The sequence below is a fragment of the Phytomonospora sp. NPDC050363 genome, from assembly GCF_040655735.1.
Classification (GTDB): Bacteria; Actinomycetota; Actinomycetes; order Mycobacteriales; family Micromonosporaceae; genus Phytomonospora.
This window is the reverse complement of sequence record NZ_JBFAKK010000006.1, coordinates 150,506-173,999: the sequence shown is the minus strand read 5'-3', so window position 1 is coordinate 173,999 and position 23,494 is coordinate 150,506. Positions and strand designations below refer to the sequence as shown.

At 70.8% G+C, this 23,494-nt stretch carries 19 protein-coding genes; 11 read left to right on the top strand and 8 right to left on the bottom strand.

The features are described from left to right. Positions 1-117 precede the first annotated feature (117 nt). Both AB0I28_RS18120 and AB0I28_RS18115 read right to left on the bottom strand, forming a co-directional pair. Positions 118-1,098, bottom strand: coding sequence for an NlpC/P60 family protein (locus AB0I28_RS18120; protein WP_357494578.1), 981 nt, complete (start codon positions 1,096-1,098; stop codon positions 118-120). 117 nt (positions 1,099-1,215) lie between these two features. After that, the gene (locus tag AB0I28_RS18115) at positions 1,216-2,292 is read right to left on the bottom strand and encodes a dipeptide epimerase (RefSeq protein WP_357494576.1); all 1,077 of its coding nucleotides are present in this window, start codon (positions 2,290-2,292) and stop codon (positions 1,216-1,218) included. A gap of 118 nt (positions 2,293-2,410) precedes the next feature. On the opposite strand from AB0I28_RS18115, the gene bioB reads away from it, so the two are divergent. After that, complete coding sequence (gene bioB / locus AB0I28_RS18110; RefSeq protein ID WP_357494574.1) at positions 2,411-3,487, top strand: biotin synthase BioB; 1,077 nt, start codon at positions 2,411-2,413, stop codon at positions 3,485-3,487. On the opposite strand, the gene AB0I28_RS18105 is transcribed toward bioB, so the two are convergent. The 3 genes from AB0I28_RS18105 to AB0I28_RS18095 all read right to left on the bottom strand — a co-directional run bounded on the left by AB0I28_RS18105 (position 3,488) and on the right by AB0I28_RS18095 (position 5,873). Next, positions 3,488-4,336 (bottom strand): alpha/beta hydrolase, encoded by an 849-nt coding sequence (locus AB0I28_RS18105; protein WP_357494572.1) that lies wholly within the window; start codon positions 4,334-4,336, stop codon positions 3,488-3,490. A gap of 96 nt (positions 4,337-4,432) precedes the next feature. Continuing rightward, entirely contained in the window at positions 4,433-5,278 is an 846-nt protein-coding gene (locus tag AB0I28_RS18100) for a serine hydrolase (RefSeq protein ID WP_357494570.1), read from the bottom strand. Between the two features lie 34 nt (positions 5,279-5,312). Continuing rightward, positions 5,313-5,873, bottom strand: a complete 561-nt coding sequence (locus AB0I28_RS18095) for a helix-turn-helix domain-containing protein (RefSeq protein WP_357494568.1) — start codon at positions 5,871-5,873, stop codon at positions 5,313-5,315. Positions 5,874-6,064: 191 nt separating this feature from the next. Here AB0I28_RS18095 and AB0I28_RS18090 point away from each other — a divergent pair, with 191 nt between their 5' ends. Next, positions 6,065-8,251, top strand: a complete 2,187-nt coding sequence (locus AB0I28_RS18090; RefSeq protein WP_357494566.1) for an MMPL family transporter — start codon at positions 6,065-6,067, stop codon at positions 8,249-8,251. A gap of 20 nt (positions 8,252-8,271) precedes the next feature. Further along, positions 8,272-9,198: an aminoglycoside phosphotransferase family protein gene (locus AB0I28_RS18085; protein WP_357494564.1), complete on the top strand. Its 927-nt coding sequence runs from the start codon at positions 8,272-8,274 to the stop codon at positions 9,196-9,198. A 54-nt stretch (positions 9,199-9,252) separates the two neighbouring features. On the opposite strand, the gene typA is transcribed toward AB0I28_RS18085, so the two are convergent. Together typA and AB0I28_RS18075 are read right to left on the bottom strand one after the other, a co-directional pair. Continuing rightward, positions 9,253-11,112, bottom strand: a complete 1,860-nt coding sequence (gene typA, locus AB0I28_RS18080; RefSeq protein ID WP_357494562.1) for a translational GTPase TypA — start codon at positions 11,110-11,112, stop codon at positions 9,253-9,255. Between the two features lie 197 nt (positions 11,113-11,309). Then, positions 11,310-11,960: an MBL fold metallo-hydrolase gene (locus AB0I28_RS18075; protein ID WP_357494560.1), complete on the bottom strand. Its 651-nt coding sequence runs from the start codon at positions 11,958-11,960 to the stop codon at positions 11,310-11,312. 232 nt (positions 11,961-12,192) lie between these two features. Between AB0I28_RS18075 and rsgA the strand changes: the two genes are divergently transcribed. From rsgA to AB0I28_RS18060, 3 genes are all read left to right on the top strand, one after another. Next, complete coding sequence (gene rsgA / locus AB0I28_RS18070) at positions 12,193-13,266, top strand: ribosome small subunit-dependent GTPase A (RefSeq protein ID WP_357494558.1); 1,074 nt, start codon at positions 12,193-12,195, stop codon at positions 13,264-13,266. Positions 13,267-13,482: 216 nt separating this feature from the next. Continuing rightward, positions 13,483-16,434: an excinuclease ABC subunit UvrA gene (gene uvrA / locus AB0I28_RS18065; protein ID WP_357495128.1), complete on the top strand. Its 2,952-nt coding sequence runs from the start codon at positions 13,483-13,485 to the stop codon at positions 16,432-16,434. An 82-nt stretch (positions 16,435-16,516) separates the two neighbouring features. After that, positions 16,517-17,203 carry a DNA alkylation repair protein gene (locus AB0I28_RS18060; protein WP_357494556.1) on the top strand — a complete coding sequence of 229 codons (687 nt, stop codon included), beginning with the start codon at positions 16,517-16,519 and terminating at the stop codon, positions 17,201-17,203. A 7-nt stretch (positions 17,204-17,210) separates the two neighbouring features. On the opposite strand, the gene AB0I28_RS18055 is transcribed toward AB0I28_RS18060, so the two are convergent. Beyond that, positions 17,211-17,873 (bottom strand): TRIC cation channel family protein, encoded by a 663-nt coding sequence (locus AB0I28_RS18055; protein WP_357494554.1) that lies wholly within the window; start codon positions 17,871-17,873, stop codon positions 17,211-17,213. A gap of 175 nt (positions 17,874-18,048) precedes the next feature. On the opposite strand from AB0I28_RS18055, the gene uvrC reads away from it, so the two are divergent. The 5 genes from uvrC to whiA all read left to right on the top strand — a co-directional run bounded on the left by uvrC (position 18,049) and on the right by whiA (position 23,489). Beyond that, positions 18,049-19,980, top strand: coding sequence for an excinuclease ABC subunit UvrC (uvrC, locus tag AB0I28_RS18050; RefSeq protein WP_357494553.1), 1,932 nt, complete (start codon positions 18,049-18,051; stop codon positions 19,978-19,980). A 45-nt stretch (positions 19,981-20,025) separates the two neighbouring features. Next, a complete protein-coding gene (locus AB0I28_RS18045; protein ID WP_357494551.1) occupies positions 20,026-20,499 on the top strand; it encodes a hypothetical protein in 474 nt (157 codons plus the stop codon). A gap of 109 nt (positions 20,500-20,608) precedes the next feature. Then, positions 20,609-21,532 carry an RNase adapter RapZ gene (gene rapZ / locus AB0I28_RS18040; RefSeq protein ID WP_357494549.1) on the top strand — a complete coding sequence of 308 codons (924 nt, stop codon included), beginning with the start codon at positions 20,609-20,611 and terminating at the stop codon, positions 21,530-21,532. Further along, complete coding sequence (gene yvcK / locus AB0I28_RS18035; RefSeq protein WP_357494547.1) at positions 21,529-22,509, top strand: uridine diphosphate-N-acetylglucosamine-binding protein YvcK; 981 nt, start codon at positions 21,529-21,531, stop codon at positions 22,507-22,509. Before rapZ ends, yvcK begins: the two co-directional genes overlap by 4 nt. Continuing rightward, positions 22,509-23,489, top strand: a complete 981-nt coding sequence (gene whiA / locus AB0I28_RS18030; RefSeq protein WP_184788507.1) for a DNA-binding protein WhiA — start codon at positions 22,509-22,511, stop codon at positions 23,487-23,489. The genes yvcK and whiA overlap by 1 nt, the downstream gene beginning before the upstream one ends. Positions 23,490-23,494: the final 5 nt, after the last annotated feature.

Sequence of the window (23,494 nt, the reverse complement as noted above, 5' to 3'; positions counted from 1 at the left end):
TCCGCCGGCCGGCCACTCTCAGGTGACCCGCCGACCGTCAAGCCGCCGCCGGACCACTCTCAAGCACTTTCAAACCACGCTCAAACCCCGCTCAAACCACTCCCGAGCGAGTCACCGTCAACCGGCCGTCGTCCCCACCTCGGCACCGTCCCCCACTGCGCCGACCCCCGTCGGCAGCGGCACGGATCCGGCGCCGATGAGCGTCGCCCTGCGGTCGCCGGTGAAGGTCTCGTGCACGACCTTCCCGTACACGCCGGAGGCGTGCAGGATGGTCGGGTCGCCGTTGTCGTCGGGCACGCCGACGAGGCCGACGTGGTGGATGTTGCGCCCGTCCTTGGCGAAGAAGTACAGGTCTCCCGGCGCGGCGTCGGCGGGGTCGACGGCCGTGGAGCCGTCCGACTGGTCGTCGGCGTCGCGCGGGACGGTCACCCCCAGGTACCGGTACACGAGGTGCACCAGGCCGGAGCAGTCGACACCGTAAGCCGACAGTCCACCCCAGACGTAGGGCACTTCCAGAAGGCGGGCGGCGACGGTCAGGACCGCCTGCCCGTCGACGGCCTGCGTGCGGTCTGCCGACGAGAGGTCGTGACCGCGGACCCACGCGGGGTCCTTCTGGCCGGGCACGGCCACCGGGATCCAGCCCCGGTAGGGCGTGCCGACCTTGCGCAGCCGGGTGCTGAGGATGATGCCCGGCACGGTCACGTCACCGTCGGGCTCGTCGCGCAGCGCCGTGGCCGTGGCGTCGACGATGTAGTCCTCACCGTCGGCCTCGGGCGGGGCCGCCAGCTGTGCGAGGGGGATCCAGCCCGGGTAACCGCGCTCGCCGAGCTTGGCGGCGGGCTGCCCCGGCACGACGACCTTGGCCCAGTCGCCCTCGATCTCGTCGACGATGACCTCGTCGTTGAACAGCAGCTGACTGAGGGTCTTGTCGCCCAGGCCGTTGACGCGCAGGTCACGGCCCATGGCCGCGACCCACTCGCGAACACCGGAAGGAACGCGCAGGGCGGGCGCGGTGATCTCGTCGGGCTCCTGGGGTGAAGCCCACAGCGTTGCGGTGGCGACCGAGACGACAGCGGACTGTCCGATCTCGACGGTCACATTCCCTCCCCTTGGTTCGTGCCGACTATGCGGCGGATTGCTCGCACGAACGATACGGAACCCGATCAGGTTTCGCACCACGCCGCGCCAGAATGAAAGCGAGTCGTGACGAAACGGTTAACCGGCCTTGCTCTCGATGTCAACGGTGACACCGAGTCCCGCTCCGGACGGCAATACGATACGGCCCTCGGCGTAGGTCAGCGGCGGCGCGGTGAGCCACCACGCGGCGTCGAGGTCGCTGACGGCGGTGGTCCCGAAGGCGGCGACGAGGGACGCCGCCGCGGCCACGCCGATGTGGCTCTCCATCATCGAACCGACGATGGTGCCCATGTCGTGGGCGCGGGCCAGCCCGAAGAGCGTCCGGGCGGCGCGGATGCCGCCGCACTTGGCGAGTTTCACGTTCACCATGTCGGCGGCCCTGCGGCGGATCACCTCGACGAGGTCGCGCACGCCGTACACGGACTCGTCGGCCATGATCGGCGTGAGCGTGCGGGCCGTGACGTAGGCGAGCGCGTCGAGGTCGTGGGCGGGCGTGGGCTGCTCGACGAACTCGATGCCGAGCCCGGCGTCCTCGAAGCGGCCGACGATGTGCACGGCCTGCTTGGCGTTCCAGCCCTGATTGGCGTCCAGCCGCAGGCCGATCTCGTCGCCGACGGCCGTGCGGACGGCCTTGATGCGCGCGATGTCGCCGGCCGGGTCGGCGCCGACCTTGATCTTGAGGACCGTGAAGCCCTCGGTGACCCGCTGGGTCGCGGCGGCCACGAGGGCGTCGGTGCCGGCCGCGGAGAGGGTCACGTCGGTGGCGACCGTTGTCTCCGACCCGCCGAGGTAGCGGGCGAGGGTGACCCCGAGGCGCTGGGCGGCGAGGTCGTGGAGGGCGACGTCGACGGCGGCCTTGGCGCCGTGGTTGCCGACCACCGCCGTCTCGACGCGGTCGAGCAGGGCGTTGAGGTCGTCGGGGTCTGCGCCGAGGATCGCGTCACGCAGCGGCCCGTCGACGCAGGCCTGCGCCCCCGCCAGGGACTCGCCGGTCACGCGCCACACCTGGGGTGCCTCGCCGACGCCGGTGTTGCCTTCGCCGTCGGTGACCGTCACGACGACGGACTCGACGTGGCTCGCGGTGCGCAGCGCGGTCACGAATGGAGTGTGGAGCGGGATCCTCGCGATGCGCGTGGAGATCTCGGCGATCGGCATGCCAGGGACCATATCCCGAAGGTGCCCGGAAACGGAAGATCACCTGAAGACATTCCATGAATTCCTTTGGAGGGAACCTCCAAACGCGTTGCGTGACGGTGCTGGCATTATCTGTCGCATGACTGCCACAGACACCCGTGCCCTACTGGACTCGCTCGTCGACAGTGGACTGTCCGGACGCGAGCCGGCGCGGGAGGACCTCCTCGCCGTCCTCGCCACGTCCGACTCCGATCTCCTCGACGTGGTCGCCGCCGCCGCAAGGCTGCGCCGCCGACACTTCGGCGACCGGGTCAAGCTCAACTACCTGGTCAACCTCAAGAGCGGCCTGTGCCCGGAGGACTGCGGCTACTGCTCGCAGCGGCTCGGGTCGAAGACGGAGATCCTGAAGTACACGTGGCTCTCGCCCGAGGACGCCGCCAAGGCCGCGGCGGCGGGCGTGTCCGGCGGCGCCAAGCGCGTCTGCCTGGTCGCCAGCGGGCGCGGCCCTACCGACCGCGACGTCGACCGCGTGGGCAAGACCATCGCGGCGATCCGCGAGGAGAACCCGCAGGTGGAGGTGTGCGCCTGCCTCGGTTTCCTCTCCGACGGCCAGGCCGAGCGGCTGCGCGACCACGGAGTGGACGCCTACAACCACAACCTCAACACCAGCGAGGGGCAGTACGGCGAGATCTGCACGACCCACGACTTCGCCGACCGCGTCGACACCGTCGGCAAGGCCCGCACCGCCGGGCTTTCGCCGTGCTCGGGGCTGATCGCCGGGATGGGGGAGACCGACGCCGACCTCGTCGACGTGGCGCTGGCGCTGCGGGAGCTGGAGAGCGACTCCGTGCCGGTCAACTTCCTCATCCCCTTCGAGGGCACGCCGCTGGAGGGGACCTGGGGCCTGACCCCGCAGCGGTGCCTGCGGATCCTCGCGATGGTCCGCTTCGCCTGCCCCGACCGGGAAGTGCGCTTGGCCGCCGGTCGCGAACTGCACCTGCGCACGCTCCAGCCGATGGCGCTGCACATCGTCAACTCGATCTTCCTCGGCGACTACCTCACCAGTGAGGGACAGGCCGGCGCCGACGACCTGAAGATGATCGCCGACGCCGGTTTCAGCGTCGAGGGCGCCGAGGAGACGACTCTTCCCGCGCAGCGCGAGCAGATCCGCATCCGCCGCCGGGGCGCCGGAACCGAACTGGCGCCGAACGCCTAGTCAGGCCGCCAGGAAGGACTCGACGGCGCCGGTGAACGCTTCGGCGTCGTCGAGCCACGGGTAGTGGCCGCCGCCGGGGATGATCGCCAGTTCCCCGTGCTTGAACAGCTTCGCGGCCTCGGCGGCGGCGAAGCGGGTCGGCCAGATGTCGTGCTCCCCGGCCAGCACCAGCACCGGCGCGTCCAGCTCGGCGAAGGCCGCGTGAATCGCCGCGGTGTCGGGTTCGAGCCCGGCGTACATCCCCAAGGTGCCCTCTTTCGATCGCTGGCGCGGGTCGGCGGCGGCGTGAGCCTGCGCGACGGCGTCCCAGCGTCCGTAGAGCAGGGGCGCCATGCCGTAGCGGTGCCTTTCGCTCTCGTCCCAGGTCTCGGCGGCCAGCACCGCCTGGTGGGCGGCGACGGCCTCGGCGTGCCACGGCTCGCCGGCGCGCTCGGCGATGGTCACGGCGTCGTCGAGGTTCGACGGCAGCCCGCCGGCGGCCAGCGACGGGGTGGCCAGGACCAGTTTGCGCAGCCGCTTCGGGTGGGTCGCCGCGTAGAGCTGCCCGATCCCGCCACCGGCGGAGTGGCCGAGCAGGTCGATGGTCTCGAAGCCGAGGTGCTCGCGCAGGGCCTCGACGTCTTCGACGAGGTGGTCGATGCGATAGGTGGCCGGGTCGGCCGGGATCTGCGAGGCGCCGGTACCCCGGTTGTCGAAGATGATCAGCTCGCGGGTCCGGTCGAGCCCGCCGAGGTCCCCGAGGTATTCCGAGGCCCGTGCGGGGCCGCCGGGCGCGACGATCAGCGGTGGTCCGTCACCGGAGCGCCGGTAGGCGATCTCGGTGCCGTCATAGGAAGCGAAAGTGTGCATGTGCATAAGAATGCGGACCGCCGCCTCTGTCCGGAACATGGTGTGACCCAGATGACCGAAGGCGACGGCGGCCCGCGTTGAAGGAGGCGCCGAGCCCTAAAGGCTGTGCCGTGCCTCCCAGCTGGTCGCCGCGATCGTCGCCAGCAGCGCGCAGGCCTCGTCCTCGCCGCGCTGCGAGTGCGCCGCGGGGCTCGTGACGCACACCGACAGGATGTAGGCCGGGGCGTCGTCGGGGTAGATGATCGCCGTGGAGTGCCGGATCCCGTCGATCCAGCCGTTCTTGAGCGCCGTCGGCGTTCCCTCGGGCAGACCGCGTGCCAGGTCCACCTGGAACTCCTGCGCCCGCAGGACGTCGATCATCTCCAGCGACGAGCGCTCCGAGGCGGCCGTCCCGTTCGCGATGGCCCGAAACAGCACCGCCAGGTCTCCGGCGGTGATGACGTTGTCGACACCGGCGTCGCGTGCGGCGAAGTCCTCCATGCCCCGGCGCGTACGGCTGCCCGTGGCGCCGACGGTCTCCCACAGAGCGTCGGCCGCGTCGTACCCGACGGCCTCCAGCGCGAGGTTCGTCGCCAGGTTCGACGAGCGCACGATCATTCTCCGCAGCAGCCACCGCAGGGGGGCCGTCGACCCGCGCTTGGCCCACACGGCGAGGTCGCTGTCGTAGGACTCGGTCATCTCGAAGCGGCCGCCCTTGGGGGACTGGCTGGCGAAGTCGGAGTGCACGTCGATCGGCGCGTCCAGGTCCAGTTCCCGCGCGTCGGCCAGCCGGTAGGCCGCCGCCATCACGCCGACCTTCATCGTGCTCGCCGGGTAGTGGGGTTCATCGGCGAGCCGGGTGTAGGCGGGTTCGCCCTCCAGTCGCCCGCACCAGACGGAGACCGTCCCCGGGAGCGCGGAGATAGCGGGTTCGAGCGCCTGGAAAGCATCGTTCGCGGCCATGGCGCCGACCATACCGTCTGATTGCGACAGTGGATCAGTGCGCCGGTCGGCGCCGCAGTCCGAGTATGCGCCGCCCGGTGTCGATCAGGGTGGCGCGCAGCGTCTCGTCGTCGACGTCGGTGAGCAGCACTGAGCCCGCGGACGTGGCGATGCCGGCCAGGGCGACGCTGGCGCGGACGCGGTCGGCCGGATCGAGCCGGTCGCGGGCGAGCAGGTCGGCGGGGCGGGCGAGGAGGTCGGCGACGTCCTCGCTGGAGCGCAGCGCGTTGCCGACGCCGGGATCGTTGGCCAGCAGCAGGATCAGGTCGCGGTGGCGCACGGTCAGTTCGACGAAGCCGGTGAGCATCCGGTCGGCGCGGGCGGTGAAGCCGCGCTGGGCCTCGGCGTCGGCGATGAGCGCGCGCATCTCGTCGAGGGCGGGTTCGAGGACGGCTTCGAGGATCTCGTCGCGGGTCTTGAAGTGGTGATATACGGCCGCCTTGGTGACCCCGAGCCGGTCGGCGATCATCTGCAGCGAGGTGCCGGCGAAGCTCTGCAGCGCGAAGAGGTGCCGCGCCGCGGCGAGCAGTCGCGTACGGGTGTTCTCGCTGGTCATGGTGCTCATTTCTGCCCTGCCGCCGCGTCGGCGCGCTGTCTCGCCGGCCTGTCGTTCGGCAAGGTTACACCTTGCCGATTGTAAGGCTACTCACTAGCCGATCGGCTTGGCGTCGCCTTGCCGATCGGCTAGCGTTTTTGATGATCATGGCGCCTGTCGGGGGTGCCCTCGCACAGGCTGGAGCGTTGTCCGTGGCCACAGTCCTCTACCGGCTCGGCCGGTTCTCCTTCCGCCGGCGCGGTCTCGTGCTGCTCGTCTGGCTCGCTGTTCTGGCGCTCGCCGGACTGGGCGCGGCCACGCTCGCCGGGAAGACGACGAGCTCGGTGAGCATTCCGGGCACCGAGTCGCAGGAGGCCCTCGACCACCTCGCCGAAACCTTCCCGCAGGCCAACGCCGGCGGGGCCACGGCACGCGTGGTGTTCGCCGCACCTGAGGGGACGAACCTCACCGAGGACCCCGCGGGCCAGGCGGCCATCGCCGCCACGGTCGCCGAGCTCAACGATCTCGGGAAGGTCGCGCAGGCGACCGACCCCTTCACCGTCGGTGCCGTCTCGCCCGACGGCCACTACGCCTACTCCCAGGTCACCTACGAGGTGCAGGGCTTCGACCTCACCGACGACGACCGTGACGCGCTCAAGTCGAGCGCCACGGCCGCGACCGACGCCGGCCTGACCGTCGAGTTCGGCGGGGACGCGCTGCAGGGGATGCCGCAGACCGGCATCACCGAGGTCATCGGTGTGGGCATCGCGGCGCTGGTTCTGGTGATCACCTTCGGTGCGCTCATCGCCGCCGGTCTTCCGCTGCTGACCGCCCTCATCGGCGTCGGTGTCGGCATCGCCGGCATCACCACGGCCTCGGGCTTCATCGACCTCAACTCCAACACCACGATCCTGGCGCTGATGCTGGGCCTGGCCGTCGGCATCGACTACGCGCTGTTCATCGTGTCCCGCTACCGCCACGAACTCAAGGTGCGCGGAAACGGCGAGGAGGCCGCCGGCCACGCCGTGGGCACGGCGGGCTCGGCCGTCGTGTTCGCCGGGCTCACCGTGATCATCGCCCTGGCCGGACTGTCGGTGATCGGCATCCCGCTGCTCATGGCGATGGGCCTGGCGGCCGCCGCGACCGTCGCGATCGCCGTCCTGGTCGCCCTGACCCTGCTTCCGGCGCTGCTCGGGTTCGCCGGACGCCGTGTTCTCGGCCGCCGCGACCGCAAGGGGACCGACACCCGCACTCGCGTGCCGATGGGGGAGAAGTGGGCGCGTTTCGTGGTCCGCTTCCGCGTCCCCGTCCTCATCGTGGCGCTGCTCGGCCTGGGCGCCATCGCGGTCCCCGCGCTCGACCTGCGCCTCGGCCTCCCCGACGACGGCATGGCCGCCTCCGACACCACGCAGCGCAAGGCCTACGACTCGATCTCCGAGGGCTTCGGTCCCGGCGTGAACGGCCCGCTGACCGTCGTCGTCGACGGGTCGGGAAGCTCCGACCCCGCCGCGGCCGCCGCGCAGATCGGCGAGCGCATCACCGGACTGGGCGAGAACATCACCGTCCTGCCGCCCACCCCGGCCCCCGACGGGACGACCTCGCTGCTGACCGTCATCCCCGCCAGCGGCCCCACCGACCAGGCCACCACGGACCTGGTCCACTCCATCCGCGACCTGCAGGCGCAGCTCCACGACAGCACCGGCGCCGAGGTCTCGGTCACCGGCCTCACCGCGATGAACATCGACGTCAGCCAGAAGATGTTCGACGCGATGCTGCCCTACCTCGCCATCGTCGTCGGTCTGGCCTTTCTGCTGCTGATGCTGGTGTTCCGCTCGATCCTCGTCCCGCTCAAGGCGACTCTCGGCTTCCTGCTGAGCGTGGTGGCGACCTTCGGCGCCGTCGTCGCGGTCTTCCAGTGGGGCTGGCTCGACTTCCTGTTCGGCGTCGACGAACCCGGCCCGATCATGAGCCTCCTGCCGATCCTGCTCATCGGCATCCTCTTCGGACTGGCCATGGACTACCAGGTGTTCCTGGTGACCCGCATGCGCGAGGACTTCGTGCACGGCGCGCCGCCGAAGGAGGCGATCGTGACCGGCTTCCGGCATGGCGCCAGGGTCGTGGTCGCCGCCGCGGTCATCATGATCAGCGTCTTCGGCGGCTTCATCTTCGCCGACGAGTCGCTCATCCGCTCCATCGGCTTCGCGCTGGCCTTCGGTGTCCTCGTCGACGCGTTCGTGGTGCGCATGACCATCGTCCCGGCGGTCATGGCGCTCCTCGGCCGGTCCGCCTGGTGGCTGCCGCGCCCGCTCGACCGGCTCCTGCCCAATGTGGACGTCGAGGGCGAGAAGCTGTCGCGACCGGCCGTGCGGGAAGCGGAAAGCGTTGGCGCCAAAGGCTGATCGCACCCGATCATGGACCGATGCCGGAACTGACGATCCCCCCGACCCTCCTCGATACCCGCGGACGTGACGAGGAGGGCCGGGGATGGCTCGCCTCCCTGCCCGACCAGATCGACCGGTACGCCGGGGAGTGGGACCTGCGGCAGACCGGGGTCCCCATGGCCGGAATGGGTTCGCTGGTCGTGCCCGTCGAACGCGCCGACGGCGTCCCTGCCATGCTCAAACTCCAGCCCGTCGACGACGAGACCGTCGGCGAGGCCGTCGGCCTGCGGATCTGGAACGGCGACGGATCGGTGCGCCTCCTCGATGAGGACCCCGCTACCGGTGCCCTCCTTCTCGAAGCGCTCGACGCCTCCCGCGACCTCCTCGTCCTCGACGACGAAGAAGCCCTCGACATCGTCACCGGCCTGCTCGCGAGGCTCACCTCCGCCCCGGCCCCGCCCGGACTGCGCCGCCTGTCCGACATCGCCGGCCAGATGCTCGCCGACGTCCCGGCCGCGCTCCCCGCGCTCGCCGACCCCGACGAGCGCGCGCTCGTCGCGGCCGGCGCGGCCGCCGTCGCCGAACTCGTCGGCGAGTCGGGCGACCGGCTCCTGCACTGGGACCTGCACTACCAGAACGTCCTCGCCCCGCTGCCCGGCTCCGGGCGCGAGGCGTGGCTGGCCATCGACCCCAAGCCGCTCGCCGGCGACGTCGGCTTCGACCTGCTCCCGGCTCTGAGCAACCGCTGGGAGGAGATGGTGGCCACCGGCGACCCCGCCAAGGCCGCCTTGCGTCGCTTCGACCGGATGACCGACGGCCTCGGCCTCGACCGGGACCGCGCGGCCGGCTGGACCCTCGGCCGCGTGCTCCAGGACGCGCTGTGGAACGTCGAGGACGGCTTCGACCGCATCGACCCCGAGCGCAGGATCATCGGGCAGGCGATCCTCGACCACCGCCACGGCTGAGCGCACGCGAAAAGGGCCGCCACGGAAACCGTGGCGGCCCTGTCAAAGGTCGATCTAGCGCGAACCCAGGCGGCGCGCCCGGCCCCGCTGCGCGGCGTCCAGGATCACCTTGCGGATCCGGATCGCCTCGGGGGTCACCTCGACGCACTCGTCCTCGCGGCAGAACTCCAGCGCCTGCTCCAGCGACAGCCGGCGCGGCGGGATCAGCCGCTCGAGGACCTCACTGGTCGCCGAGCGCACGTTGGTGAGCTTCTTCTCCTTGGTGATGTTGACGTCCATGTCGTCTTCACGGGAGTTCTCACCGACCAGCATGCCCTCGTAGACCTCGGTGCCCGGCTCGACGAACAGCGAACCGCGCTCCTGGAGGTTGAACATCGCGTAGGTCGTCGCCACACCCGTACGGTCGGAGACCAGCGAACCGTTCTGGCGCGTGCGCAGCTCGCCGAACCACGGCTCGTAGCTCTCGAACACGTGGTGGGCGATGCCCGTGCCGCGCGTCTCGGTCAGGAACTCCGTGCGGAAGCCGATCAGCCCGCGCGCGGGGACCAGCCACTCCATCCGGATCCAGCCGGTGCCGTGGTTGACCAGCTGCTCCATGCGGCCCTTGCGGGTCGCCAGGAGCTGCGTGATCGCGCCGAGGTACTCCTCGGGGGAGTCGATGGTCAAACGCTCGACGGGCTCGTGACGCTTGCCGTTGATGTCCTTGGTGACCACCTGCGGCTTGCCGACGGTCAGTTCGAAGGACTCGCGACGCATCTGCTCGACCAGGATCGCCAGGGCGAGTTCGCCTCGGCCCTGGACCTCCCACGCGTCGGGGCGCTCGGTGTCGAGGATCCGCAGCGAGACGTTGCCGACGAGTTCCTTGTCGAGACGGTCCTTCACCATGCGCGCGGTGACCTTGGAGCCCTTGACCCGGCCGGTCAGCGGCGAGGTGTTGGTGCCCAGGGTCATCGAGATGGCGGGCTCGTCGACGGTGATGAGCGGAAGCGCCACCGGGTTCTCGACGTCGGCGAGGGTCTCGCCGATCATGATGTTGGGGAAGCCGGCGACGGCGATGATGTCGCCGGGCCCGGCCTCGGTCGCGGGCTTGCGCTCGAGACCGTCGGTCATCAGCAGCTCGACGACGCGGGTGCGCTCGACGGTGCCGTCGGTGCGGCACCAGGCGACCGTCTGGCCCTTCTTGATCGTGCCCTGGTGGACCCGGCACAGCGCCAGGCGGCCGAGGAACGGCGAGGCGTCGAGGTTCGTCACGTGCGCCTGGAGCGGCGCCCCCTCGTCGAAGGAGGGGGCCGGGACGGTGTCCAGCAGCGTGTGGAACAGCGGCTCCAGGCTGGTGCTGTCGGTCGGGACGGTGCCGTCGGCGGGCATCTCCAGGGTGGCGATGCCGTCGCGCGCGCAGGCGTAGACGATGGGGAAGTCGATCTGCGACTCGTCGGCGTCGAGGTCGAGGAAGAGCTCGTAGGTCTCGTCGACGACCTCCTTGATGCGCGCGTCGGAGCGGTCGACCTTGTTGATGACCAGGACGATCGGGAGCTTCGCCGCGAGCGCCTTGCGGAGCACGAACCGCGTCTGCGGCAGCGGGCCCTCGGAGGCGTCGACGAGCAGTACCACGCCGTCGACCATGGTCAGACCGCGCTCGACCTCTCCGCCGAAGTCGGCGTGGCCGGGGGTGTCGATGATGTTGATCGTGATCGACTCGCCCGCGGCGTTGAGGTAGTGCACGCCGGTGTTCTTGGCGAGGATGGTGATGCCCTTTTCACGTTCCAGGTCCATCGAGTCCATCACCCGGTCGTCGACGTTCGCGCCCTGCCTGAAGGCGCCGCCTTGCTTCAGCATGGCGTCGACGAGGGTGGTCTTGCCGTGGTCGACGTGCGCGATGATCGCGACATTACGTAGGTCGGAACGAAGGGCCATGTCGTCTATGGTTCCTTACCCTCGGTCGATTGATCGCGGCGGGCCGGGTGATTTGGGGCCGCCGCCACCCCCGCGCCCACCCGCCCATGCGGTTTTGAGCTGCGAAGACGTCAAAATGACGGCTTCGCGGTGAACCCGGAGCGTGTCGCGGGTGGACGGACGGGCGCTCCCGGCGTGGCGCGCGCCACAGACGCGGGTCACCAGCCGCGCTCGAACCACTCCGCCAGCGCGGGCCGCTCGGCGCCCAGCGTCGTGTCGCGCCCATGTCCGGGATAGACCCACGTCTCGTCGGGAAGCCGGTCGAAGAGCTTCGAGCGCACGTCGGCGAACAGCGAGTCGAAGTCGGCCCGCCCCGCGGTCTTGCCGACGCCCCCGGGAAAGAGAGAGTCCCCGGTGAACACGTGCGGCACACCCGCGCGGTCCTCATATAGCAGTGCGATCGACCCCGGCGTGTGCCCGACGAGGTGCACGACCTCCAGCGCCACCCGCCCGCAGGCGATCGTGTCCCCATCGGCGAGCATCCGGTCCACCTCCGGAATGTGCTCCGCGTCGGCCTCGTGCGCGAACGACACCGCCCCCGTGGCCCGCAGCAACTCCGACAGCGCCTGCCAGTGGTCGGCATGCCGGTGCGTGGTCACGATCGTCGACAACCCCGCCGCCCCGATCACCCCGAACAGGCGCTCGGCATCGGCCGCCGCGTCGATCATCAACTGGTCGCCGGTGCGATGACACCGCAGCAGGTAGGCGTTGTTGTCCATCGGCCCCACCGAGATCTTGGTGATCGAGAGGCCGTCGAGGTCGCGGGTCGCGGGGGGCCCGCCGGGGCGCACGTCTCCGGTATAAGTCACCCCGCCAATCCTTCCGCAAACCGGCTTGCCAAGCGGCCCTCCATGGTCTTAACTTCGTGCGTACCGACGCGCGTGAGTGGTGAGGAGGTGACCCGATGCGTGTAAGCGGACTTCGAAGTCCAGGCCCTGTACGGGTATGTGCACGTACGGAGCCCGAACCATCCCTGCATGTGTGCGCCACGCCCCGAACCTGAAGCATGGCGCGGACACAGCTGAGCTGAAGGTGCCAGAAATGAATCTGTCCATGCCGTCCCTCGGATGGGACGACCGGCTCCGTGACGCCTACCGGCGCCACGAGCGGCGCGGCCAGCGACCGGGACGGGTAGCCCGCGTCGACCGCGGCATCTGCACGGTCCTCACCGCCGACGGCACGGTCCGTGCGAGCCTGTCCGGGCGCATGCTCGGCGACCTCGCCGCCGACCCGACCAGCGGCCCCTGCGCCGGTGACTGGGTCGTCGTCCGGCAGTGGCCCGACGACCGGACCACCCTTGAGGCGGTCCTTCCCCGCAAGACCTCGATCGTCCGCGCCGGCGCCGGCAAGGCCGCCACCGGACAGATGATCGCCACGAACATCGACACCATCGCCGTCGTCGAGCCGCTCGACCCCGACCCCGACCCGGGGCGCATCGAGCGTCTGATGACCCTGGCCTGGGACTCCGGCGCCAGCCCGATCCTCCTGCTCACGAAGGCAGACGCGGTCGGCGACCCCGCCGCGCTCGCCCTCTCCTTCGCCGACGCGGCCCCCGGCGTCCCGATCATCCCGGTCAGCACCATCAGCGGGGAGGGAGTCGAGGTGGTCGCCGAGTACGTTCCCAGCGGCCGGACCCTCGCGCTCGTGGGGCCCTCCGGTGCCGGGAAGTCTTCGCTGGTCAACGCGCTCGCCGGAGCCGAGGTGATGGTGACGCGCGCCCTGCGCGCCGACGGTCGCGGGCGCCACACCACGTCCTACCGGGCGCTGGTCCCCATCCCGGGGGGCGGGGTCATCCTCGACACACCAGGGTTGCGAAGTGTGGGCCTCTTCGACCGCACCAGCGGTGAGGGCGACGGTCTCGGCCGGGCCTTCGCCGACGTGGAGGAGATGGTGGCGGCCTGCCGCTTCAGCGACTGCCGTCACGAGACCGAGCCCGACTGCGCCGTCCGCGAGGCGCTCGAAATCGGGACACTGTCGGCCAGGCGCTACGACAACTGGCGCAAACTCCAGCGCGAGCTCGTCTTCGAGCGCCGCCGGGTCGACGCCCGCATGCGCGCCGTTCAGCGCGACAAGGACCGAAAGCGCCAGGCGGCCGCCCGCCGCAGAGACGGGTGAGGCGCGAATCGCATCCCGGTTCGTGGAGCCCGCCTCGCCGGTGGGCTCCACGCGCCGTACTGTCGAACGGGTGAGCTGCGCTTACACGGTTTTGTCAGACCCCACCGATAGGGTGCGCGCGTGACCCAGACTCCAACCTCCGGCAAGATCAACTCGGCCCGGCCTCCGTCTGTCCAGACGGCCGGGCCCGGTGCGGACCGGCCTTCCAGCGGGCGCATCTCCATCAGGGGAGCGCGCGAGCACAACCTGCGCAACGTCAACCTCGACCTTCCGCGCGACTCGCTGATCGTGTTCACCGGGCTGTCCGGCTCCGGCAAGTCCAGCCTCGCCTTCGACACGATCTTCGCCGAGGGCCAGCGCCGTTACGTCGAATCGCTGTCGGCCTACGCCCGGCAGTTCCTCGGGCAGATGGACAAGCCCGACGTGGACTTCATCGAGGGACTGTCCCCGGCGGTGTCCATCGACCAGAAGTCGACCTCCCGCAACCCGCGGTCGACGGTCGGCACCATCACGGAGGTCTACGACTACCTCCGCCTGCTGTTCGCCCGCATCGGCCAGCCGCACTGCCCGGTCTGCGGCGAGGCGGTCACCAAGCAGACCCCGCAGCAGATCGTCGACCGCGTCCTGGCGATGGAGGAGGGGACCAAGTTCCAGGTCCTCGCGCCCGTCGTCCGCGACCGCAAGGGCGAGTACGTCGACCTGTTCGCCGAGCTCCAGTCGAAGGGCTACGCCCGCGCGCGCGTCGACGGCGTCGTGCACCAGCTGACCGAGCCGCCGAAGCTCAAGAAGCAGGAGAAGCACTCCATCGAGGTGGTCGTCGACCGCTTGACGGTGAAGGCCACCGCCAAGCAGCGCCTGACCGACTCGGTCGAGTCGGCGCTGCGGCTGGCCGGCGGGATCGTGCTGCTGGAGTTCGTCGACCTCCCCGAGGGCGACCCGCACCGGGAGCGCCGCTACTCCGAGCACCTGGCCTGCCCCAACGACCACCCGCTCGCGCTCGACGACCTGGAGCCGCGCTCCTTCTCCTTCAACACCCCCTATGGCGCCTGCACGACCTGCATGGGCCTGGGCGTGCGCATGGAGGTGGACCCCGAGCTGCTCATCCCGGACCCGGAGCGCACCCTGCGCGACGGTGCCGTGGCGCCATGGGCGGGCAACCACATGCTCGGCTACTTCATCCAGCTCCTCGGCGGCCTCGCCGACCAGCTCGGCTTCGACATCGACACCGAGTGGCAGGCGCTGCCGTCGCGGGCGCAGAAGGCGATCCTGCACGGCGTCCAGGAGCAGGTGCACGTCAGCTACCGCAACCGGCACGGGCGGCAGCGCTCGTACTACGCCAACTTCGAGGGCGTCATCCCGTGGCTGGAGCGCCGCCACGCCGACACCGACTCCGAGGGCAGCCGGGAGCGCTACGAGGGCTACATGCGCGAGGTCCCCTGCGGGGACTGCGGCGGCACCCGGCTCAAGCCGGAGGTCCTCGCGGTCACCGTGACCGGACGCAACATCGCCGAGATCTGCGCGCTGTCGGTGTCGGAGTGCGCCAAGCTGCTCGCCGGCCTGGAGCTGTCCGAGCGGGAGGCGATGATCGCCGAGCGCGTCGTCAAGGAGATCAACGCGCGCCTGCGCTTCCTCCTCGACGTCGGCCTCGACTACCTCTCGCTGGACCGCACCGCGGCGACCCTCTCCGGCGGCGAGGCGCAGCGCATCCGCCTGGCGACCCAGATCGGCGCGGGACTCGTCGGCGTGCTCTACGTCCTCGACGAGCCCTCGATCGGGCTGCACCAGCGCGACAACCACCGCCTGATCGAGACGCTGGTCCGCCTGCGGGACCTGGGCAACACGCTCATCGTCGTCGAGCACGACGAGGACACCGTCCGCACCGCCGACTGGATCGTCGACATCGGCCCGGGCGCCGGCGAGCACGGCGGCAAGATCGTGCACTCCGGGACGCTCGAAGGGCTGCTCGCCAACGAGGAGTCGCTGACCGGTGCCTACCTGTCGGGCCGTTCGGTGATCCCCACTCCGATGGTCCGGCGCCAGCCGCAGCCGGGCCGGGAGCTGGTCGTGCGCGGTGCGCGCGAGCACAACCTGAAGAACGTCGACGCGAGCTTCCCGCTGGGCTGCCTGGTGTCGATCACGGGCGTGTCCGGTTCGGGCAAGTCGACCCTGGTCAACGACATCCTCTACGGCGTGCTGGCCAGCCGCATCAACGGTGCCAAGGTCGTGCCGGGCCGCCACCGCCGTGTTGACGGCCTCGACGAGGTCGACAAGGTCGTCGGCGTCGACCAGTCGCCGATCGGGCGGACCCCGCGGTCCAACCCGGCGACCTACACCGGCGTGTTCGACCGGATCCGCAAGCTCTTCGCCGAGACGACCGAGGCGAAGGTCCGCGGCTACCAGCCCGGCCGCTTCTCCTTCAACGTCAAGGGCGGGCGCTGCGAGGCCTGCTCGGGCGACGGCACGCTCAAGATCGAGATGAACTTCCTGCCCGACGTCTACGTGCCCTGCGAGGTCTGCCACGGCGCCCGGTACAACCGGGAGACCCTGGAGGTCCACTACAAGGGCAAGACGATCGCCGAGGTCCTCGACATGCCGATCGAGGAGGGCGCGGAGTTCTTCGAGCCGATCACCGCCATCCACCGGCACCTCAAGACCCTCGTCGACGTCGGTCTCGGCTATGTTCGCCTCGGGCAGCCCGCGCCGACCCTCTCGGGCGGCGAGGCGCAGCGCGTCAAGCTCGCCAGCGAGCTGCAGAAGCGCTCCACCGGGCGCACGGTCTACGTTCTCGACGAGCCGACCACCGGTCTCCACTTCGAGGACATCCGCAAGCTCCTCAAGGTGCTCGAGGGCCTGGTGGACAAGGGCAACACGATCATCGTGATCGAGCACAACCTGGACGTCATCAAGACCTCCGACTGGATCATCGACATGGGCCCCGAGGGCGGCTCCGGCGGCGGGACCATCATCGCCACCGGCACCCCGGAGGATGTCGCGCTGGTTCCGGAGAGCTACACCGGCCAGTTCCTCCGGAAGGTCCTCGAGATCGACGGCGAGATCGTCGCGGCGCCGAAGAAGGCCCCGGCGAAGGCCAACGGCACCAAGCCGGCCGCGAAGAAGACCGCCAAGAAGGCCGTCGCGAAGAAGGCGACGGCCAAGGCCAAGAAGTAGCGGACGCCGCGCCCGCGGACCGGCACCCCGGTCCGCGGGCGCGGCGGCCCGTCAGGACCTCACCAGACCAGAGGAGATCGCCGTGGCGAGCGCTTCACCGCCCGAGCCCACCGTCGCCGAGGTGATGGCGGATCTGGCGGCCCTGGAGGACCCGAAGATCCGTGCGGTCAACGAACGCCACGGCGACGACCACGGCGTCAACCTGACCAGGCTTCGCGCGGTCGCCAAGGGCCTCAAGACCCGCCACGAACTGGCCGGCCGGCTCTGGGAGACCGGCGACACCGCGGCCCGCCTCGTCGCCATCCTGATCAGCCGCCCGAAGTCGTACACCGGGCCGGAGCTGGACGCCATGCTCCGCGAGGCCCGTGTGCCCAAGGCGCACGACTGGCTCGTCAACTACGTCGTCAAGAAGAGCCCGCACGCCGAGGAGCTCCGCACCGCCTGGTTCGCCGACGCCGACCCGGTGGTCGCCAGTGCCGGGTGGGCGCTGACCAGTACCCGTGTGGCCAAGGAAGCCGAGGGTCTCGACCTGTCCGGCCTGCTCGACCTCGTCGAGACGCACATGAAGGACGCTCCCGACCGCTTGCAGTGGGCCATGAACGAGTGCCTGGCCACCATCGGCATCCACCACCCCGAGCACCGCGCTCGCGCCGTCGGCATCGGGGAGAGCCTCGAAGTCCTCAAGGACTACCCGACCCCGCCCGGCTGCACGTCCCCGTACGCGCCGATCTGGATCAACGAGATGGTCCGCCGCCAGGCGGAGAAGTAGACCGTCCTCAGCCGGGTTTCCTGAAGCGCAGGTCCACCGGCAGGGTCTGCGGGCGCGGTGAGTTCCACCCGAACCACAGCGAGGCGACCCGCAGCAGCAACGTCGCGGTCAGCGCGCACACCGACGCAGCCCCGATGTTGGTGAAGGGCTTGACCGCGAGGAAGAGCAACGCCCCGCCGAGCGCCGCCGTGACGTAGAAGGAACCGCCCTGCACGAGCGCGATGGGCGCGCCGCTGAGCAGGTCGCGGACCAGTCCGCCGCCGGTCGAGGCCAGCACCCCGATGAAGATCATCGGGATGGTCCCGAGACCGGCTCCGGCCGCCGTGGTCATGCCGACGATGAGGTAGAGGCCGAGCGCGAAGGCGTCGACCAGGACGATGACCGGCGCCAGCCGGCGCACGGGCGCGGCGAAGAGCATTCCCACGAGCGCGGCGAGGATGGCGGTGGCCAGGTATGAGTTCGTGGTCAGCGCCGCGGGGACCCGTGAGAGGAGGATGTCGCGGATCAGCCCGCCGCCGAGTCCGGCCGCGATGCCGATGAAGATGACGCCGATGAAGTCGAGGCGGTCGCGGCCGGGATCCTGGCCCGCGACCAGCGCGCCCTGCGCCGAGGTGACGCCGACGGCGGTGAGGTCCACCCAGAGCGGGACGGAGACGACGTCGTCGAGCATGGCTCCTCCGGGCGGCTGCCGTCGGGGGTGGGGACGGTCGGACGCGGCGGGGTTGAAAGTCACGCTAGTCCACAAAAGTCACTGAACGTACGGAAATAGATCGATCATCCCGCCGTGGGAGGCCCGCGACCCCGCAACAGGTGGAATGTCGGGGTCTGGAGTTAGGCTCACGCTCGTGGCATTGGACTACCGGCCGGCGACCGGCACTATTCCCACCGACCCCGGGGTCTACCGCTTCCGCGACCCCGACGGGCGGGTCATCTACGTCGGCAAGGCCAAGAACCTGCGGTCGCGGCTGTCGTCCTACTTCGCCGACCCGGCCACGCTCCACCCGCGCACGTACCAGATGGTGCACACCGCCACCTCGGTCGACTGGATCACCGTCAGCACCGAGGTCGAGGCCCTCCAGCTCGAATACTCCTGGATCAAGGAGTTCGACCCGCGCTTCAACGTCAAGTACCGCGACGACAAGAGCTACCCCTACCTGGCCGTGACAGTCGGCGAGGAGTTCCCGCGCCTCCAGGTCATGCGCGGGGCCAAGCGCAAGGGCGTGCGCTACTTCGGGCCCTACTCCCACGCGTGGGCCATCCGGGAGACCCTCGACCTTCTCCTGCGCGTCTTCCCGGCCCGCACCTGCAACACCACGACCTTCAACCGCGCACAGCGCACCGGCCGCCCCTGCCTGCTCGGCGACATCGGCAAGTGCGCCGCCCCCTGCGTCGGCCGCGTCACCCCCGAAGAGCACCGCGGCATCGTCGACGAGTTCTGCGACTTCATGGCCGGGCGCGGTGAACAGCTCATCAAGCGGCTCGAGAACGAGATGCTCGCCGCCTCCGAGGACCTCGACTTCGAACGCGCCGCCCGCCTGCGCGACGACCTCGTCGCCCTGCGCCGGGCGCTGGAGAAGCAGGTCGTCGTCCTCGCCGACGGCACCGACGCCGACGTCGTCGCCTTCGCCGACGACCCCCTAGAAGCCGCCGTGCAGGTCTTCCACGTCCGCGGCGGACGCGTCCGGGGCCAACGCGGCTACGTCGTCGAGAAGGCCGTCGAGATGTCCATCGGCGAACTCGTGCACGACTTCTGCTCCCAGGTCTACGGAGAGGCCCGTGACGCCGACGTGCCGCGCGAGGTCCTGGTACCCGAGCTCCCGCCCGACACCGAGGCCCTCACGGCCTGGCTGAGCCAGATGCGCGGCGGGAAGGTGTCGATCCGCGTGCCCCAGCGCGGCGACAAGCGCGCCCTCGCCGAGACCGTCCAGCGCAACGCCCAGCAGTCCCTCGTCCAGCACAAGATGCGCAGGGTCGGCGACCTCACCGCCCGCAGCCGTTCCCTCGAAGAACTCGCCGAGGCCCTCGACCTGCCGACGGCGCCCCTGCGCATCGAGTGCTACGACATCTCCCATATCCAGGGCACCGACGTCGTCGGCAGCATGGTCGTGTTCGAAGACGGCCTCGCCCGCAAGTCCGAGTACCGCCGCTTCATCGTCAAAGGCGAGCAGGTCGACGACACCGCCGCGATGTCGGAGGTGCTGCTCCGCCGCTTCGCGCACGGCAAGACGCCCGAACCCGTCGAGCCGGCCGACCCGACCCAGCCCGTCGAAGGCGACGAGAACGGCCGCAAACGCCGCTTCGCCTACCCGCCGCAGCTCATCGTCGTCGACGGCGGCCTCCCGCAGGTCAACGCCGCCGCGGCGGCCCTCGACGAGGCCGGAGCCGGCGACGTCCCCGTCATCGGCCTCGCCAAGCGCCTCGAAGAGGTGTGGCTGCCCGACGAGGAGTTCCCGGTGATCCTCCCGCGCCGCAGCGAAGGACTGTTCCTCCTCCAGCGGCTGCGCGACGAGGCGCACCGCTTCGCCATCAGCCACCACCGCAAACGCCGTTCGAACCGCATGACCGCATCGGCCCTCGACGAGATCCCCGGCCTCGGCGAGATCCGCCGCAAGGCGCTCCTGCGCCACTTCGGGTCCCTCAAACGCCTGCGCGCCGCCAACGTCGAGGAGATCGCCAGCGTCCAGGGCATCGGCCGCTCGACCGCCGAGGCCGTGCGGCGCGCGCTCAACCCCGAACCCGACGCGAGCGCGGCGGCGAAGGAGACCTCGGGCGAGTAGGGCGGAGCGCCGTACGCCGGCGAGAAGGACGCATACCCTCGGAGCATGGGCGGACCGGCCGACTTCGAGGCATTCTTCCGGGGCGGGGACCTGCGCGTCCCGCTCGCCTGGGACCGCCTCGCCGAAGCCGGCTGCACAGCCACCATCGAGGTCGGCCGCTCCGCCGCCGAACTGGGGGAGTGCCACACCACCTGGTACGCCGACGCCGGCGGGGCCGCCACCGTCTGGGACGCACCCGGCGCCCGGCCGCTGCGCGTCCGCGAGGCAGGCGCTCTCCAGAACCACGACGCCCGCCGGACCGAACGACTCGCCGAATACGTGCGCGACTTCGCCGCCGCGATCGGGCCCGTGCGCCTCGTGCTGCCCGCCTACACCGTCAACGGCGACACCCTCCTCCTCGACGGCGCCCACCGCGCCGTGGCCGCCTGGCGCGCACGCCCGGACCTGCGCGTGCTGCTCTGGCGCCTCCACGGACCCGCCGACGAGAAGCTGCTGCCCCATCTCCGGCATCACCGCTGATACCGGACCACGCCGCCCCGGCACCGCGCGGGACGCACGTGGCCAGGACCACCGTCGGCGAAACGACCGCGCGGACGCCCTCCGACCGCCCATGAGAGACACTGACAACATGCCGGACACGCCGACACCACACGATGACGCCGAGTCCCCGGCCTCCTCACCGAGCCGCGCCGACCTGGACCTGGTGATCATCACCGGGGTCTCCGGCGGGGGCCGCAGCACCGTGGCCCGGGCACTGGAGAACGTCGGGTACTACGTCGTCGACAACCTGCCCCAGGCGCTGATGGTGACGATGGCCGAACTGGCCTTCGAATCCTCCGCCGAGGTCACCCGGCGCACCGCCATGGTCCTCGACGTGCGCAGCCACGCCTTCTCCGTCGACCTCACCGGCGCCGTCAAGGAACTGCGCGCCCGCGGCTTCCGCCCGCGCGTGGTGTTCCTCGACGCCCAGGACGACGTGCTCATCCGCCGCTTCGAGAGCGTCCGGCGCGCCCACCCCCTCCAAGGCTCCGGCCGTCTCCTCGACGGCATCGTCGCCGAGCGCGAACTGCTCACCGACGCGCGCGACGAGGCCGACGTGGTCATCGACACCAGCCACCTCAACGTCAACCAGCTCCGCTCCCGCGTCGAGGAACTCTTCGCCGTCGCCAGCTCCCGCAGCCTGCGCGTGACCGTGCTCTCCTTCGGCTTCAAGTACGGCCTCCCGCAGGACGCCGACTTCGTCCTCGACGCCCGCTTCCTGCCCAACCCCTTCTGGGTGCCCGAACTGCGCGACCACACCGGCCGCGAGGCCGAGGTCAGCGAGTTCGTCCTCGGCCAGCCCGGCGCCAACAACTTCGTCGACGACTACGCCGACCTCATCCGCCGCGCGACACCCGGCTTCGAACGCGAGGGCAAGCGCTACGTCACCGTCGCCATCGGCTGCACAGGCGGCAAACACCGCAGTGTCGCCATCGCCGAGGCGCTCGCCCTGCGCCTGCGCGACGCGGGCCTGTCGGCCTACGCGCACCACCGCGACCTGGGGCGCGAATGAGCGGCCCCAAGCGGCCGCGCGTCGTGGCCTTCGGCGGCGGCAAGGGACTCTCGGTCGCCCTGCGCGCACTGAGGTGCCTCGACGCCGACATCACCGCCGTCGTCACCGTCGCCGATGACGGCGGCTCCAGCGGCAGGCTCCGCACCGACCGCGACGCCCTCCCGCCCGGCGACCTGCGCCAGGCGCTCGCCGCGCTCGCCGGTGACGAGGCCGCCGCCCGCCTCATCCAGCACCGCTACGACGGCGACGACGCGCTGTCGGGGCACACGGTCGGCAACCTCATGCTCGTCGGGCTGCTGGAGATGCACGCCGACCCGGTCGCGGCGCTCGACGAGGCCGCGCGCCTCATGCGCGCCCACGGTCGTGTCCTGCCGATGGCCGCCGTGCCCCTGCGCATCGAGGCCGACGTCCTCGACGACCACGGCGGCTCGATCGTCGTCAGCGGCCAGCACAACGTCGCCATCTGCCGGGGGACCGTCACCGACGTGCGGCTCGACCCCGCCGACCCGCCGGTGGCGCCGGAGGTCCTGTCGGCCGTGGCCGACGCGGACTGGCTCATCTTCGGGCCCGGATCCTGGTACACCAGCGTTCTCCCGCACCTGCTGACCCCCCGTTTGCGTGAGGCGATCGGAAAGAGCGCGGCGCGCCGGCTGATCACCCTCAACCTCTCCGAGGACACCGAGACCGCCGGTCTGTCGCTCGCCGGGCACCTCGGCGCCTTCGAGAGATACGCCGACGGGGTGACAATAGACGCGGTAATCGCCGACGCACGCGCCGTGGGATACCCCGATCCGGTCGCGAGTGCGGCAGAATCCCTTGGAGCGAGGCTCGTCCTCGCCCGGGTCGCCCGGACCGACGGGACCCCTCGACACGACCCGGACGCCCTCGCGGCCGCGCTGCGGCGACTGCTCCTGGAAGCAGAAGACCCGGCCGAGCCCGAGACCATCGAAACACCACGAAGGAGTGCTGGCGAGTAATGGCGATGACCGCGGCCGTCAAGGATGAGCTCAGTCGCGTCGAGGTGACCAAGCAGTGCTGCCGCCGGGCCGAGATGACCGCCGTGCTGCGTTTCGCCGGTGGTCTCCACCTGGTGGCGCAGCGCATCGTCGTCGAGGCCGAACTCGACACGGGCAGCGCGGCGCGCCGTCTCCGCCGCGACATCGCCGAGGTGTACGGCTACGCCAGTGACATCTACGTGCTGTCGGCCGGCGGGTTGCGGCGCAGCACCCACTACGTCGTGCGGGTCGCCGAGAACGGCGAGACCCTCGCCCGGCAGACCGGCCTGCTGGACGTGCGCGGACGACCTGTGCGGGGACTTCCCTCGCATGTCGTCGGCGGGTCGGTGTGCTGTGCGGTGGCGGCCTGGCGCGGTGCCTTCCTGGCACACGGGTCCCTGACCGAACCCGGGCGCTCCTGCGCCCTCGAAGTGACCTGCCCTGGGCCCGAGTCGGCGCTGGCGCTGGTCGGCGTGGCCCGCCGGATCGGCGTGATCGCCAAGGCCCGCGACGTGCGCGGTATCGACCGCGTCGTCATCAAGGACGGCGACGCGATCCGCGAGCTGCTCACCCGCCTGGGCGCCCACGCCTCGGTGCTGACGTGGGAGGAGCGGCGGGTCCGCCGCGAGGTCCGCGCCACCGCCAACCGCCTGGCCAACTTCGACGACGCCAACCTCCGCCGCTCGGCGCGAGCGGCCGTCGCGGCCGCCGCCCGGGTCACCAGGGCGCTGGAGCTGCTGGGCGAGGAGGCGCCGGGGCACCTCGTCGAGGCCGGGAAGCTGCGGCTGGCCAACCGGCAGGCCTCCCTGGAGGAGTTGGGTGCGATGGCCGACCCGCAGCTCACGAAGGACGCGATCGCCGGGCGCATAAGGCGTCTGCTGTCGCTGGCCGACCGGCGTGCGCGCGAGCTGGGCGTGCCCGACACGGAGTCGGCGGTGACGCCGGAGATGCTGGTGTCATAGCGCGG

Bases quoted from the DNA above. Each gene is read 5' to 3' on its own strand.
- AB0I28_RS18115 (WP_357494576.1), bottom strand. From the start codon at position 2,292: ATGCCGATCGCCGAGATCTCCACGCGCATCGCGAGGATCCCGCTCCAC.
- bioB (WP_357494574.1), top strand. From the start codon at position 2,411: ATGACTGCCACAGACACCCGTGCCCTACTGGACTCGCTCGTCGACAGT.
- AB0I28_RS18105 (WP_357494572.1), bottom strand. From the start codon at position 4,336: ATGCACACTTTCGCTTCCTATGACGGCACCGAGATCGCCTACCGGCGC.
- AB0I28_RS18100 (WP_357494570.1), bottom strand. From the start codon at position 5,278: ATGGCCGCGAACGATGCTTTCCAGGCGCTCGAACCCGCTATCTCCGCG.
- AB0I28_RS18095 (WP_357494568.1), bottom strand. From the start codon at position 5,873: ATGACCAGCGAGAACACCCGTACGCGACTGCTCGCCGCGGCGCGGCAC.
- AB0I28_RS18085 (WP_357494564.1), top strand. From the start codon at position 8,272: ATGCCGGAACTGACGATCCCCCCGACCCTCCTCGATACCCGCGGACGT.
- typA (WP_357494562.1), bottom strand. From the start codon at position 11,112: ATGGCCCTTCGTTCCGACCTACGTAATGTCGCGATCATCGCGCACGTC.
- rsgA (WP_357494558.1), top strand. From the start codon at position 12,193: ATGAATCTGTCCATGCCGTCCCTCGGATGGGACGACCGGCTCCGTGAC.
- AB0I28_RS18055 (WP_357494554.1), bottom strand. From the start codon at position 17,873: ATGCTCGACGACGTCGTCTCCGTCCCGCTCTGGGTGGACCTCACCGCC.
- AB0I28_RS18045 (WP_357494551.1), top strand. From the start codon at position 20,026: ATGGGCGGACCGGCCGACTTCGAGGCATTCTTCCGGGGCGGGGACCTG.
- rapZ (WP_357494549.1), top strand. From the start codon at position 20,609: ATGCCGGACACGCCGACACCACACGATGACGCCGAGTCCCCGGCCTCC.
- yvcK (WP_357494547.1), top strand. From the start codon at position 21,529: ATGAGCGGCCCCAAGCGGCCGCGCGTCGTGGCCTTCGGCGGCGGCAAG.
- whiA (WP_184788507.1), top strand. From the start codon at position 22,509: ATGGCGATGACCGCGGCCGTCAAGGATGAGCTCAGTCGCGTCGAGGTG.